At 46.6% G+C, this 13,601-nt stretch carries 12 protein-coding genes and 1 pseudogene; 8 read left to right on the plus strand and 5 right to left on the minus strand.

From position 1 onward, the window contains the following. Positions 1-2: 2 nt before the first annotated feature. From WBG78_RS07610 to WBG78_RS07620, 3 genes are read left to right on the plus strand one after another with little or no spacing between them, the layout of a single operon-like run. On the plus strand, positions 3-305 hold the full coding sequence (locus WBG78_RS07610; RefSeq protein WP_337325801.1) for a circadian clock KaiB family protein: 303 nt from the start codon (positions 3-5) through the stop codon (positions 303-305). Beyond that, complete coding sequence (locus WBG78_RS07615) at positions 302-1,597, plus strand: sensor histidine kinase (protein ID WP_337325802.1); 1,296 nt, start codon at positions 302-304, stop codon at positions 1,595-1,597. The genes WBG78_RS07610 and WBG78_RS07615 overlap by 4 nt, the downstream gene beginning before the upstream one ends. Next, positions 1,590-1,997, plus strand: coding sequence for a response regulator (locus WBG78_RS07620; protein ID WP_337325803.1), 408 nt, complete (start codon positions 1,590-1,592; stop codon positions 1,995-1,997). The genes WBG78_RS07615 and WBG78_RS07620 overlap by 8 nt, the downstream gene beginning before the upstream one ends. A gap of 365 nt (positions 1,998-2,362) precedes the next feature. Here the strand turns inward: WBG78_RS07620 and WBG78_RS07625 are convergent, their stop codons facing one another. Continuing rightward, a complete protein-coding gene (locus WBG78_RS07625) occupies positions 2,363-3,763 on the minus strand; it encodes a Gfo/Idh/MocA family protein (RefSeq protein ID WP_337325804.1) in 1,401 nt (466 codons plus the stop codon). 528 nt (positions 3,764-4,291) lie between these two features. Here WBG78_RS07625 and WBG78_RS07630 point away from each other — a divergent pair. Then, on the plus strand, positions 4,292-5,419 hold the full coding sequence (locus WBG78_RS07630; protein ID WP_337325805.1) for a Fic family protein: 1,128 nt from the start codon (positions 4,292-4,294) through the stop codon (positions 5,417-5,419). 13 nt (positions 5,420-5,432) lie between these two features. On the opposite strand, the gene WBG78_RS07635 is transcribed toward WBG78_RS07630, so the two are convergent. Beyond that, on the minus strand, positions 5,433-6,443 hold the full coding sequence (locus WBG78_RS07635; RefSeq protein WP_337325806.1) for a carboxypeptidase-like regulatory domain-containing protein: 1,011 nt from the start codon (positions 6,441-6,443) through the stop codon (positions 5,433-5,435). 316 nt (positions 6,444-6,759) lie between these two features. Between WBG78_RS07635 and WBG78_RS07640 the strand changes: the two genes are divergently transcribed. From WBG78_RS07640 to WBG78_RS07650, 3 genes are all read left to right on the plus strand, one after another. Next, on the plus strand, positions 6,760-7,179 hold the full coding sequence (locus WBG78_RS07640) for a response regulator (RefSeq protein ID WP_337325807.1): 420 nt from the start codon (positions 6,760-6,762) through the stop codon (positions 7,177-7,179). A 231-nt stretch (positions 7,180-7,410) separates the two neighbouring features. After that, on the plus strand, positions 7,411-7,812 hold the full coding sequence (locus tag WBG78_RS07645; RefSeq protein WP_337325808.1) for a response regulator: 402 nt from the start codon (positions 7,411-7,413) through the stop codon (positions 7,810-7,812). Between the two features lie 137 nt (positions 7,813-7,949). Next, positions 7,950-8,774 (plus strand): YihY/virulence factor BrkB family protein, encoded by an 825-nt coding sequence (locus WBG78_RS07650; RefSeq protein ID WP_337325809.1) that lies wholly within the window; start codon positions 7,950-7,952, stop codon positions 8,772-8,774. 38 nt (positions 8,775-8,812) lie between these two features. On the opposite strand, the pseudogene WBG78_RS30765 reads toward WBG78_RS07650, so the two are convergent. Then, positions 8,813-9,471: pseudogene (locus tag WBG78_RS30765) on the minus strand (YciE/YciF ferroxidase family protein). A gap of 316 nt (positions 9,472-9,787) precedes the next feature. Here WBG78_RS30765 and WBG78_RS07665 point away from each other — a divergent pair. After that, positions 9,788-11,713 (plus strand): sensor histidine kinase, encoded by a 1,926-nt coding sequence (locus WBG78_RS07665; RefSeq protein ID WP_337325812.1) that lies wholly within the window; start codon positions 9,788-9,790, stop codon positions 11,711-11,713. 59 nt (positions 11,714-11,772) lie between these two features. Here the strand turns inward: WBG78_RS07665 and WBG78_RS07670 are convergent, their stop codons facing one another. Beyond that, positions 11,773-12,900 carry a trans-sulfuration enzyme family protein gene (locus WBG78_RS07670; RefSeq protein ID WP_337325813.1) on the minus strand — a complete coding sequence of 376 codons (1,128 nt, stop codon included), beginning with the start codon at positions 12,898-12,900 and terminating at the stop codon, positions 11,773-11,775. Positions 12,901-13,058: 158 nt separating this feature from the next. Further along, positions 13,059-13,505: a response regulator gene (locus WBG78_RS07675; RefSeq protein WP_337325814.1), complete on the minus strand. Its 447-nt coding sequence runs from the start codon at positions 13,503-13,505 to the stop codon at positions 13,059-13,061. Positions 13,506-13,601: the final 96 nt, after the last annotated feature.

The raw sequence follows: 13,601 nt of genomic DNA on the forward strand, positions 1-13,601 counted from the left end.
ACATGAAGCCACTCGATCCGAATATTGTTCGTGAGTATGATCTTAAGTTATTTGTGTCCGGTGCTTCACCAAATTCATTGAAGGCGATTAATAATATACGGCGCATTTTAGAAGCTCACGTTTCCGGAAAGTACGATTTGCAGATAATTGATGTCTATCAGGAAAAGTCCATAGCGCAGCGTGAACAGATTGTGGCGTTGCCAATGCTGGTGAGAAAGCATCCATTGCCGGAGCGAAGGCTGATAGGGGACATGTCGAATGAATTGAAGGTGATCGAGGGATTGGGACTTAATCACGACGCATGAAAGAGCTGTCATGGGATGACCAGGAAATTGAAATCAGCAAACTCCGTAAGGAGCTTGCTGAGGCTAATGATACCCTGGAGGCTATACGCACAGGGCAAATAGACGCTCTTGTCGTCAGCGACGATTCTGGCCACTCGCTGTTTACACTGAAGTCCGCCGATCGTGCCTATAGACTGTTTATTGAACAGATGACGGAAGGGGCGGTGACGTTAAACCATGATGGACTGATTACCTATTGCAACTCACAATTCTCTCAATTGGTTGAGTATTCTTTGTCCAACGTGATGGGTAACTACTTTTCAGATTTTATCTTTAATGATGATCTGCCATTGTACCAGGAACTGTTGTCAAAGGGCTGGACTAATAATGTGAAAGCCGAGATGCGTTTGCGTGGTGCAACCAGGAGTATCGATGTGCAGTTGTCTTTGAACGCGCTTGAAATGGATGGCGATACATCGCTGAGCGTTATCGTGACAGATCTTACACAACAGAAGGAAATAGAGCGTGAGTTGAAAGCGAAGAACGATCAGCTTCGCGAGTTGAACGACGCGCTTGTTGCCAGCAACCACGATCTTCAACAGTTTGCTTCCGTTGCGTCGCACGATCTTCAGGAGCCGCTGCGAAAGATTCAGGTGTTCACAAAACTTTTAAAAGATAACTCATTTCATCAGCTGCCGGATACTTCCAGAAATTTTATCGAGAAGATTTTTAATGCATCTCAGAGGATGAAGGTTCTTATTGTAGATATCCTGACCTATTCAAAACTTTCAGCGAAAGATATTCTCACAGAAAAGGTAGATCTGAAGCAGATTGTCACCGAAATAATCGAAGATTTTGATTTACGTATTGCAGAAAAAAATGCGAGGGTGAATGTTGCCGACCTTTGTGAAGTGGAGGGAAACAGAGGCCAGCTTCGGCAGGTATTTCACAATCTGATCAGCAACGCCTTGAAGTTCGTTTCTCCCGACAGACATCCGATCATTGAAATTAGGATGAAAAAATTAGATCCGGTTGAGTTGGGTCTGTCGATTGATGATCACTCACGGTATTGTCGGTTTACGGTAAGCGACAATGGAATAGGCTTCGATGAAACATATACGTCGTCGATATTTAATCTGTTCGAAACGCTCAATCCGAAAACGGCCTATGAAGGTTCCGGAATTGGATTAGCGATTGCCAAGAAAATCATTGAGAAACATAATGGAATGATCGTAGCCAAAAGTAGTATTGGTGAAGGCTCCGAATTCAACGTAATTTTGCCGTTAAAGCAACCAGTTGCCGACAATGAGTAAAAAGGTAATTCTTGTTGAGGACGATTTGGATGACCGCGAGCTGTTTTTCACATTCTTCTCGCAGCGGAAAGATATTGTCTTGTTGCCTCCGGCCTCAAATGGTGTTGAGTTAATTGAATTTTTGAATGGAGTCGTGTCAGATGAAGAGTTGCCCGATTTGATTATTCTGGATCAGAACATGCCAAAGATGAACGGGAAGCGCGCGCTTTCGTACCTGAAGTCAGAAAAGCGTTTTGCGAATATCCCCGTAGTTGTTTATTCTACCTATACCGACTCTTCGCTCATCATTGATTGCAAGAATCTTGGAGCAGGAATGGTCGCCGTTAAGCCTATTGATTTCCAGGGCTATCAAAAAATGATGGATGACTTTTTACAGATCTTCGACGAGATCAGGAGATAATCTCTTGGACGTATTCAGTAGCACTGAGCAAACTTATTTTTGCCTCACATACCACGAACCTGCCGACCTCGGCATTATCGTTACTGCAGCATTGCTAATACTCAAACTGCCGATCGTTACGTCGTAACGAGCAGCCTTCGCGAACGCAGTGAAGCGGCTACGTGGTTATTAAATATGCTGACAAGGAAGCATCCAGGGTTTGCAAGAAAAGGAACGAGGCTGAGCGACCTTATTTTACCTCAGATACCCTCAACATGTATTAACAGATGAAATGTCTTTGCGAGCAGGCCGGTAAAGCCCGTACGCCGTGGTAAAATCCAGTCGCTCAGCCTCGTTCCTTTTCTTGCAAACCCTGGAGCCTGGTTCTACTTCAGCTTCATTGTATTAGGATCCCAGCTGATTATCTTCTTCGTCAAATAGCTCTCATTACATGCCAACGCCGGCGCAGCAGCTCTGAATCCAAACTCTGCATCTTCAACAACAGCCTTTCCTGTTCTTATCGCATCGAAGAAGTTTGTGAAGTGATCGAGATGATCGCTGTATCCATCAGGAGCTTTGAAAACAATGTCTTCTTTTGTTGGTCTCTTCCTCTGTGCTTCGGACCATTTTGCGTCATATTCTTTTTGCATTTCATCCTGCATCTTTTTTGAAAAGGTGAAGAGTGAATCATAGCCGCCGAAGCCGGGAGCTTCGGGCATGAGGCTGTGTTTGATGGTGATGCTGTTACCTTTTGTTTCGATCACACCCTCGGAGCCTATGAGGCGAATCACTTCCTGTCCGCCAGTTCCGCTGATGAAGTTCACTTGCAATGTTAGCTGGAAGGCATTGTGTTCTTTCGAGTCTGGATATTGCATCACACCCGACATCACATCCGGGAGATTGCGTCCATCTTTCCAGTAGCTAAGTTGTCCAGTGCTGTAGATGGTTTCTGGTCCTTTCGAGTTTGTGATAAAGTGAGTGCCGCTGAGCAGGTGGATGAAGAGGTCTCCTGCTACGCCAGTGCCAACTTCCTTGAAGGCGCGCCACCAGAAGAACTTCTTCGAATCATACGCCATCTTTTCAGTGACCTCGATGAATTTGTCCCAGTTGGTCGTCATGGCGTTGGCATCTTTGGGAATAGTATATTCCCAGGCGCCGATTGAGCCTTGTCTGTCGTACACGGCGTTCACCATGTTGAGTTTGCCGATTTCACCGGCGGCAAGGAGCTCTTTGGCTTTTGCATAGCCGATGCTGCTCACGCGCTGACTTCCCACCTGAAACACTTTGCCTGACTTCTTTGCCGCTTCCATCACTGGATAGCCTTCGCTGATCTTGTAGACCATTGGCTTTTCGCAGTATACATGCTTGCCTTTCGCAAGCGCATCCAGGGCGATGCGTGCGTGCCATACGTCTGTTGTGCAGAGAAGAATCGCGTCGATGTCTTTTCTGTCGAGGAGGTCTTTGTAGTTAATGGTGGTGTACAGATCTTTGCCGTGCAGTTCCTTAGCGTTTTCAAGTCTTCCGGTATAGAGGTCGCATATGCCGGCCAGCTCTACGCCAGGCACTTTGAGTGCAGTGTTCAGGTCGTAGTGACCCTGAACGCCATAGCCGATTACACCGATGCGAACTTTGTCGGCGGGTGCTGTCTTCTTTTCGTATCGAAGTATTCGTTCTTCGGCTTTTTCTTTTGCACTAAGTGATGACAGTGGCGCCGCACCTAACGCTAAACCTGTTGCGCCTACCTGCTGTAAGAATTTTCTTCTTGAGCTGAATGTGTCATTTTTCATGGAGACCTGTTTTTATGCTTGAGTGTTTGATGGAGTATCTACGATTGTTTATTTAGTTGACCATCACTACATGATGGATCGCAACCTGCGCCCTACCGGCCGTTAATGACATAACTTGTCAGTCGTTCGTTGGCGGTGCTTTAATTCACAAACCGAATCTTAGCTCTTTTTTTCAATTATACAGTTGAATTTTTCATCAGCGGTATGACGCCCATAGAGGCTGCGTCATGCCATGACCGGCCCTATGGGCGCATTTATATCATGGAACCGGGCTAGCGGTATTTGATCAAACTGGACGCCGGGGGTTTCAGAAGAACTTTGCAGAGATTGTATATGCTGGATGGCACTTTCCATTAACCTGACCGGCCTTGGCCAAGCCTGAACAAGTATGATGTGGTTGTTCAAGAATGACATAAAAATGGACATAAATGCTCTATTTGTCCAGTTTTGTAGTAAAAATGAACATATAGTCTTATGATGTTCACTTTCTGATGCTACATTTGTATCATGTCCAGAAAATGACCAGAAATGGACATCATAATGTCGAAATACGATCGAAATAAGCCCTTTAACGGCCTTCCCGCGCTTCCCCCCTCCGGTAGCATCGAGGAGGAAGCGGCACTCCTGAAGAAGCTTGTAACAGCTTCCAGGGCACTGGCGACAGTCAATGCGAATGTTCAGTGCCTGCCCAATCCGGATATGCTGGTCAACACTATCGCACTCCAGGAAGCCAAAACGTCTACCGAAATAGAGAACATCTTTACCACCGAAGATGAGCTTTATAAAGCCGTATCCGACACAGCCAGGGAAGAGCGGGCCAATCCGGCAACAAAGGAAGTGCTGAAATATCGGGAGGCGTTATGGACAGGCTATCGTCAGCTCGCCGACAGCTCCTCCATTACACTCGACCTGGTTGTCGGTATCTTCCAGCAAATCAAGGAAAGCAGGTCCGGCATCCGTCCCCCGCAGTCGCAGGTGGTGATCCGTCAGGGTGACAGCGAGTTTCGTACGGGAGAGATTGTTTACACGCCACCGCGTGGCGAGGGCGTTGTTGAAGGATTGATGAATAACATGCTGGAATATCTCGATGATGATCAAAAGTACCCAGCCGATCCGTTGTTGAAAATGTGTATTGCTCATTATCAGTTCGAAGCTATTCACCCTTTTCAGGACGGTAACGGAAGGACTGGACGCATCCTGAATTTGCTTTACCTGGTCCACAAAGGACTGCTCGCCCGACCGGTACTTTATTTATCAAAGTATATTATCGTAAACAAGACCGACTATTACTACAACCTTGGGGCGGTGACTCAGCGGGGTTCATGGAAAGAATGGGTGCTTTATATGCTGGACGCGGTTGAACGCACTTCCATATTTACAAATCAGCTGATTAACGAAATTGCAGATCAGATGAAGGCAACACTTGATCATGGCAAGAAGCACATCAAATGGTACACTAAGGAGGTGAACGATGTTTTGTTCTATCAGCCTTACATCAGGGCGAAGACGATCGGCGACGCGGCTGGAGTAACATCCAGAACAACCCTGACCAAATACATGGATGAGCTTGGCCAGGCAAAGATCCTCACTCCCCGGAGAGAGGGCGCGGAAGTATACTACGTCAATGACGAGCTGATACGGATTCTTGCAAGGTGATGTGGACAATCTGTTATTCAGCAGGCGGAACATCCGACAGTGTAATGCGTGCCGCCAGTATATACATCGACTTGTTCCACTCCGCAAGGCTGCTCCTGCGGTAGTAGCATGAATACGTTTTGATCGACCAGGGATTTCTCGATACCCCAAACAGAACCCCGCGATGAAAGTTGTTCTCAATTGAACTCACCTCTTTCCCGTCAACAACTCTCTTGACTTCGACAAAATCCTCCGGATGCTGCTTTGCATATACATCGAAATCCCTGGCGAGAATTCGCCTTGCTTTGTCATCCATGATCCATTCGTACACGAGAAAGAAAGGTTGTTCTGGTTTCAAATGATATTCGGATAAGTCAGTTTCAATCCAGCGGTTGTCTGTTTTAGAGGTAATGACTACACTTTCGTTTAGCAGGTCTTCATCGGGGAGTCCAGTGACAGTATTCACGGATAATAATCTGAGGCGAATCTTAAACTCGCCAAGCGTATTGAGTTGAATACGGATACGGGATTTTATCACGTAGGCAGGAGTGAAGTCGGGGTTAATCAGTATGGCCATAGCCGCTCCGGCATAAAGCGTGTCGAGGAACTGAACGCCATTCGGACCTTCCCAGTACCGATTGCCGAACTCGACAGACTTTGGCTTTGCACTCTTAGCAGTAACGGTCACCTCTTTTAAAAGAACTGTCTTTTCCCTTAATATTATCTGGCTTAAGTTCCCGGCAGGAAGAACCACTGTCTCATATCCGATGGCAGAAAACATAATGCTATCTCCCTGGTACTGCACCGGAACATGCAGTGAGAAGCTGCCATCTTCATTGCTGATGGTACCGATACCCTTTTTGAAGATCCCGATGTTTACATAGGGGATAGGTTTGCTTTGTGTGTCAGTCACGCGGCCACTGATCTTAACCTGGGCAAAGCACTCCTCCGACGATATAAGACAAACGATCAACAACGCAAATAGCAAACGACAAGCTGGCGTTATGATATTCAATGGGCGCACGTTGTTTGTTAGATTGAACATACTCCGAACTTTTGAGGTGCACACGGCTTGTACTTCCAATGCACGCGTTCCTCTGCGCGCACTCCATTCTCCAGGACAGCAAGGACCTGTCCTGTTTGGAAATATTCTAAGCTCCAAATCATCGCAACGGTACGTGACATCGATCGGATATGCAATGAAAAATAGGAAACTTTTGTATGAAACATGACGATGGGACTGGATGTTGACGTGCTTTTGATCGACTTGCAACCGGCGGCCTATCGTGGTGCCCCAAATTCATAATTCATAATTCTTCATTCTTAATTTTTTTATATCTTAAGTGTCATAACCCACAATCTTGAAGACTGTCATTTTAATCGACGACGATCCCGATGAGCTGGAGCTGATGCAGCAGGCCATCAACGATTACTATGGCCCTGTTCAATGCGCAGCATATTCAGACCCTGAAGAAGCTTTGAAGGCGATTTTGTCAAATACGGACGCGCCGCCGGACGCCGTATTTATCGATATCAATATGCCGAAGCTCACAGGCGACATGTGCCTGCAGGTACTTAGAAAGGAGCTGTCGTTGAATAATGTAGTGATCGCGATGATATCCACCTACATGGATTCAGAGAACCAGGTGTTCCTGGTGAGAAATGGAGCTGACTTTGCGTTTAAGAAGCCTTACAAGATTGAGGAGTACCGACAGGTTGTTCTTCAGGTATTGCATTTTGATAAATCAAGGAACCCGGACACGCCGGGTTCTTTTTTTTAAGCTGAGTTGTTCTCGAAAACGTTCCTAACCTCAGGATCTGGTCTTTCCTCTCACTCTCACTCTCACTCTCTGCCCTCACTCTCACTCTCACTCTCTGCTCTCACTCTGTCTGTTGCTCCCCTTAGCCATACCGTGGAAATTCCCCAGCAATTGCGAATCCCGTTTCCGGCTATTCAACATACGGTAGTAGGCTGGGACGGTTTTTGATGCCGCAATTGAAAGATCGGACCAATGTTGAACATCGTAATCATCGACGACGACTGTGAGGAAATTGAGTTTATGAAAGACGCAATTAACACAGCGTTTCCTGGATCAAAATGCGAAGCCTTTGAAGACTGTGAGAAGGCCCTGGTTGCGCTGATCAACAGTTCTCCGCCTCCGGATTACATTTTCGTCGACGTAAACATGGTAAAGATGAGTGGGGAGGAGTGCGTTATGGCAATTCGCGGGATTGATCATTTAAGGAATACAAAAATTGTATTGATGTCGTCATCGATGCACATTTACGAGAGCAAACAAAAGCGATTCATCGACCTTGGCGCTTCAGGTATCACCGAAAAGCCGGACAGCATGGATGAGTATGGAACGATGTTCATAGATGCAATACGTTCCGTTAAGGAACAGTTGGAATAGACTGCGTTCCCTGGGCGGCATATTGTTGCATTCTTATCTACTCATGGCGTCCTTTTTGCGTGGTGCTATTTATATCCCGGGTAATGACACGGTTAAAGAAATTTTGGCAGCTACTGCGTAATACATTTTCCAAACTGATGGAGCGGAGTCCATTCAACAATAGTATTGTCATCGCATACTATACAATTTTCTCGCTGCCAGGGTTGTTCGTTATTGCGATCAATGTGGCAGGAGTAATGTTTGAAACGGAAGCAATTACTCATCAGATCAGTTCGCAGATTAGTGGACTAATAGGTCAGGACGCAGCCAAAGATGTTGAGTACATGATTACCCAGGGCACTCAACTCGAGGGCACAGTGCTTTCTACTGTACTCAGCACGGCCATACTCTTATTCGGTGCGACCGGTGTCTTTTATCAACTGCAACAGATATTAAATGAAATGTGGGGCGTCAAACCAAAGCCAAAAGGTAAGGTATTGAAACTTATCAAGGATCGTTTGTTTTCATTCGGTCTTGTGTTAATTGTGGGATTCCTGTTACTGGTGTCACTGCTTTTGTCGGCCGCGCTTGCGGCGATTGGTTCATGGATAGGCGGACATATTTCGGAATCACTGGTGGCATTGGTAAGTATAGCGGACTTCTTTGCTTCGCTCGCTGTCACAGCCCTGCTATTTGCCGCGATCTTCAAATTCTTACCCGACGCAAAAATTCAGTGGAGAGATGTGCTCCCTGGCGCCCTTCTTACAGCGGTTCTCTTCGTTGTGGCCAAACTTGCGTTGGGTTTATATTTTGGAACAAGCAACCCTGCATCCGCGTACGGTGCTGCAGGGACAATCGTATTGATTATGCTGTGGGTTTCTTATGCAGGACTTATTGTCTTATTCGGAGGCGAGTTTACTAAGGAATACGCTGACAAATTTGGAAAGCACATAGAGCCCGTGGAAGGAGCAGTTAAGGTTTAGACCGCCATGGCAAATCCCCGGTGTTAGGGTAGTTAAGTCTATTCCGCAGGTTCCCCGGCAGCTTCAATGTTGATCGCCGTTTCCGCAATTTCGGTTAAAATCGAGTCAGCATTCTTCTCTTCTTCAAGGGTCGTGGAAAGAATAGCTGCAGCATCTTGCAATCCTAGTGTCAGAGCAAACGCGTTGAGCGTCCCGTAAGAAGCAATTTCGTAGTGCTCTACTTTTTGAGCCGCTGCTATGATGGTTGCATCCATCATCACACCATCTTCCGCACCTTCCATTAATTCTTCTGCTACTTTAATCAGGCCGTCCATGGCCTCGCATTTCTTCGCCGTCGCTTTCTTCCAAGCATTTCGAAAACCTTCGCTGCTCTCACTACGTGTTCTTCAGTCTCGTTCAAGTGCCTTCTCAGAGCATTTATAAGCTCCTGTGAACTTGAGTTCCTGATCATCTTCGGAATGGCTTTCGTTAAAGCCTTTTCTGCCCAATAGATATCCTTCAGTTCGTCTTCAAATAGTTTTCCCAGCTTCGAGGACAGATCCTGGCTGGAGTTACTTTTACTCGTCTTCATAACGTTGTCCATAATGTTTATAAATGATTGTGCCCCTTGCCCGGTCCGGAACAATAGGTTTCGTATCAGTAGAAGGGCGTACATATTCGTTGTCTCTCGGCCAGGGCCAAAAGTGTTTATTTCCATGATGTAAGGCAACAACCGTACCTGCACATCTGGATGCAGATCGCTACCGATAGCCAGCGATTTGTAGAATTTCCTCCTTATTCCACTGCGAATCTTGTCGGGGTGTTTGCATCAACGGCACCCCTGGAACTACGGGTTCACAAGGACTCCTTGTATCACAAGCGACCTTGATGCTGGCCGCGGCTGCTATCTATGAAAGTTTATAGGAAGCCCGGATGATTAATCAACAAGAAAGTGAACAGGATGTTCATTTAGTGGATCAATGTCCTTGATATTCGAAAGCCAATCTCTTAAATTATTAACAGTTAGCAAGATTATGCGAATGGTGATCACTACCAGGTTGGCGATTTGGCTGCTGGCTTCGGCCTTGTTTCTGGTTATTGTAACCTTGTCAATAACTCAATTCAGGAACGTCCGCAGCCGATCGATGGAGCACCTGATAGAGCATACATACAATGTAATCGAAGCATCCCAGTACCTTCTTGCAAATGTCCACACCGCCGAAGCATCGCATCGAAACATACTGCTGGCCGAGGATGATCGTACATCACATGAACGTGAATATAGTGAAGCAATAGTTGATCTCGATTCCACTGTGGCTGTTCTGCTGTCGCTCGTTCAGGATAATCTGGCGCAACAGCAGGTACTGACGGATCAGATCGTTCCCCTTATAGAAAGTCAGAAAGATAAATGGGACCGTGAGATAGCAGAGAGAACTTTTGCTAGTGTAGACATGCTAAAACAGGCCGGGCGTAATAGGCTTTTAAGCAGCGTACACGCCAGAACGCGGCAGTTCATCAAAACGGAACAGAGCATCCTTGCATCGAGGCAGGAAGCATTAAACGACCAGTATCTTGTGAGTGATGCCATTCGCTGGTTCTGCCTTTTCGGTATCGGCGTGGTGTGTATTGCGTCGATCGGGGTCATTCGCTATCAACGGGACGCCAACAATAATTTACTCTCAGAGCTTGCAGGTGCCAATTCAGGATTGGAAAGGAAAGTGCAGGAGCGAACAGCAGAGTTAACACAGAGGAATCAGATGCTGAGCGACAGTCTCGATCAGATTGTGTCGTTGACAAAGTACATCGAACAAAGCAATACAAGGCTCGCTGAATCTCTTCAGGAACTACAGTTTCTGTATGAGCACGCTCCATGCGGTTATCACACGGTTGACAAAAACGATCTGATAGTGAAGATTAACAGGACGGAACTTGACTGGCTGGGTTACACGGAAGAAGAGGTACTGGGTAAGATGACAGTTACTCAACTAATGACTCCTGAGTCGGTTGAAATACGACGTCTTGCTATAGAAGAACTCAAAAAGCATGGCCGTCTCGAAGGTCTTGAGTTTGAGTTAAAGCGAAAGGATGGAACGACATTTTCGGTGCTTTTGAATACCATAGCATATTTTGACGAGGACGGAAATTTCATTAAGAACAGATCGACGCTGTTCAATATAAGTGAGAGGAAATTCCTCGAGCAAAGTCTCAGAAAAGCCGTGTATGATCTGCAGGAATTGAATGATCAGAGGAGCAGATTTCTGGGTATGGCTACGCACGACCTTAGAAATCCCATTAGCTCAGTCACCGGACTCATGGGGCTAATAAGGATGTCCGGAAATTTGAACGATGATCAGTTCACATATCTGACGATGGCTGAAGCATCACTTCGAAGGATGCAGGATCTGGTTACACGTCTGCTCGACTTGAACAGCTTTGAACGTGCTGAAATCAAAGTTCATTTCGAACGCGTTGACGTTCGAAAGATTATCGCCGCCGTCGCTGAAAATTATAATGCGTCAGCGCAAAAGAAAGATATCGAGTTGCTAACAAACATCGATGGTGCAGTGACGAACTTCATGACCGATGGTACGCTCCTCCGTCAGATACTGGACAACCTTGTGTCGAACGCGATCAAGTTTTCAAATGCCGGCAACAAGGTGCATGTCCGGGCCTTCCGTGTGGAGCCTGTGGGGATCCAGTTTGAAGTGCAGGACGAAGGGCCGGGACTCACAGAGGAAGACATCGGCAAACTATTTGGTGCGTTTCAACGATTGAGTGCGAGACCCACAGGCGGCGAATCTTCCACCGGCCTCGGGCTATCAATTGTAAAAGCACTGTCAGAGATTTTGAATACTTCAGTCGAAGTGACCAGTACTCCAGGGGTTGGTACAAAATTTTGGTTCGTCATTCCTGATGGCGTTCAGACGGTACAAAAGGCTGAGCGCCTGAAGAGCCAGTAGTATTCCAATTCACAGCTTTTAAGTGGCCTCTTTGAAAGAGCTATTGAGGAATTTGATTTCTACTTTTTTAGGGCCGCAGCTAAATCATTTATGAGGTCAACGGCATCTTCAAGGCCAACACTAAGCCGGATTAAATTATCTGGAGTCGGCGAGTCGGGACCCTCGACGGTTTTTCTGTGCTCGAGGAGACTTTCCGTCCCCCCAAGACTTGTGGCATTCGTAAACAGCTTAACGCTTTTCGCGACACGTATGGCGTCGTCTTTGCCACCCTTTACGAGAAATGAAAGCATTGCTCCCGGCGCGCGCATTTGTTTATTCGCAATTTCATATCCAGGATGCGTGCTTAGACCGGGATAGAGAACGCGTTCTACTGACGGATTACTGTTCAAAAATTCGGCAACAGCCCTGGCGTTTTCAACATGCAGCTTCATGCGTGGCGCAAGCGATCTTATGCCACGTGTAAGCAACCAGCAATCAAAAGGACTCGGAACCGAACCGCAGATGTGCTGGATATGTCTGATTTTCTCCCACCATTCATTCTTCTCCTTCGTAATCAATGCACCTCCGGTCAGATCGCTATGTCCGCCGAGGTATTTGGTGGTGCTATGCATAACGATGTCGGCTCCAATCAGCAATGGGTTCTGTAAGAACGGAGTAGCGAAGGTGTTATCGATCACCGTTCTGATCCTGCGTTTCGCGCAGGAATCGACAAGAGCATAGAGATCGATAATGTTTAACTGTGGATTGGTTGGTGACTCACACCACACAAGCGCAGTGTTTGTTTTGATTGATGACTGCAAGTTCGCGCGGTCAGTCAGATCAACGAATGAAACTTCAAGTCCCCAGGGAATAAAAACATCTTTAAGCATTAGCCGTGTGCCGGCATATGCATCGTTATTGATGATAACATGATCACCAGGACTAAGACTCAGAAAGACAGCGTGTGCTGCAGCACTTCCGCTGCTGAAGGCGGCAGCATCCGTTCCATGTTCCAGCTGCGCTAGTAGCCCTTCAACATGTTTTCGATTGGGATTGTTCTCGCGGCTGTATAGCCATCCGGTTGGTGGCTCGCCAGTTGCATCATAGTGGAATGTTGTTGAGAGGTGTATTGATGAAGTGACGTCCGGATCGTTGGTTGCTGCGGCGTGACCTGCCTGAGCACATATTGTATTGAAGTTCTGACTCATGTAGATTGAATAAGGCGCTAAAAATACACCAATATTTTGAGTCTGTACGCGACGGCCGTGTCAGCTTTCCCGCTTATACATTTTACACCTGAAGTTTTACATGTTGCGTTTGCGCGTCCTGAAGACTAACAAAGTGCAGCTCTGTACATCGGAGAATTTCAGATCACAAACTGATTAATCGGCGGATAGTACTGGGTTCTCTTCCAGTCAATCGTCAGGATGTTCCTGATTAAGGCAGTCAACTCGTCGAATGAGCTCGGCTTAAGTGCGTAGAGATTTGCTCCTTCTCGAAAGCAGTAGTCGATGTCCTGATCGTGCCTGAGGGCCGTGTACATGATGATTGGAAGCAGGTCAAATTTCTTGTTTGATCTGATTTCTTTCAGGCATTGTCTTCCGTCGCGGCAGGGCATGGAGATGTCAAGAAAGAGAAGATCGGGCGAATTCTCATCCAGTATCTTGATCAGCACATCGCCGTTCTCGGCGCGTGAAATCTTAATAGTGAGGCGATTGTGCAGGATTGCTTCCCTGATGAAAGCATAGTCATCATCGTCGTCTTCCGCTATCAATACGCTTTTAATTGAATCCTGGATGTCGTCATCGGTCATGCTGTAAAGCTACAAACTATCCGGATATAATTTGCCCCGCCTGTTGCTGCGTTGTTCCGGCTACCCCAATGCTATAATTGATTTCGCGTGTGTTAA

Source organism: Chryseolinea sp. T2, assembly GCF_037203685.1.
GTDB lineage: Bacteria > Bacteroidota > Bacteroidia > Cytophagales > Cyclobacteriaceae > Chryseolinea.

What these genes read in the sequence shown, in the direction of transcription:
- WBG78_RS07635 (WP_337325806.1), bottom strand. Translation starts at nt 6,443, where the DNA reads ATGTTCAATCTAACAAACAACGTGCGCCCATTGAATATCATAACGCCA.
- WBG78_RS07670 (WP_337325813.1), bottom strand. Translation starts at nt 12,900, where the DNA reads ATGAGTCAGAACTTCAATACAATATGTGCTCAGGCAGGTCACGCCGCA.
- WBG78_RS07615 (WP_337325802.1), top strand. Translation starts at nt 302, where the DNA reads ATGAAAGAGCTGTCATGGGATGACCAGGAAATTGAAATCAGCAAACTC.
- WBG78_RS07675 (WP_337325814.1), bottom strand. Translation starts at nt 13,505, where the DNA reads ATGACCGATGACGACATCCAGGATTCAATTAAAAGCGTATTGATAGCG.
- WBG78_RS07620 (WP_337325803.1), top strand. Translation starts at nt 1,590, where the DNA reads ATGAGTAAAAAGGTAATTCTTGTTGAGGACGATTTGGATGACCGCGAG.
- WBG78_RS07630 (WP_337325805.1), top strand. Translation starts at nt 4,292, where the DNA reads ATGGACATCATAATGTCGAAATACGATCGAAATAAGCCCTTTAACGGC.
- WBG78_RS07645 (WP_337325808.1), top strand. Translation starts at nt 7,411, where the DNA reads ATGTTGAACATCGTAATCATCGACGACGACTGTGAGGAAATTGAGTTT.
- WBG78_RS07665 (WP_337325812.1), top strand. Translation starts at nt 9,788, where the DNA reads ATGCGAATGGTGATCACTACCAGGTTGGCGATTTGGCTGCTGGCTTCG.
- WBG78_RS07610 (WP_337325801.1), top strand. Translation starts at nt 3, where the DNA reads ATGAAGCCACTCGATCCGAATATTGTTCGTGAGTATGATCTTAAGTTA.
- WBG78_RS07650 (WP_337325809.1), top strand. Translation starts at nt 7,950, where the DNA reads ATGGAGCGGAGTCCATTCAACAATAGTATTGTCATCGCATACTATACA.
- WBG78_RS07625 (WP_337325804.1), bottom strand. Translation starts at nt 3,763, where the DNA reads ATGAAAAATGACACATTCAGCTCAAGAAGAAAATTCTTACAGCAGGTA.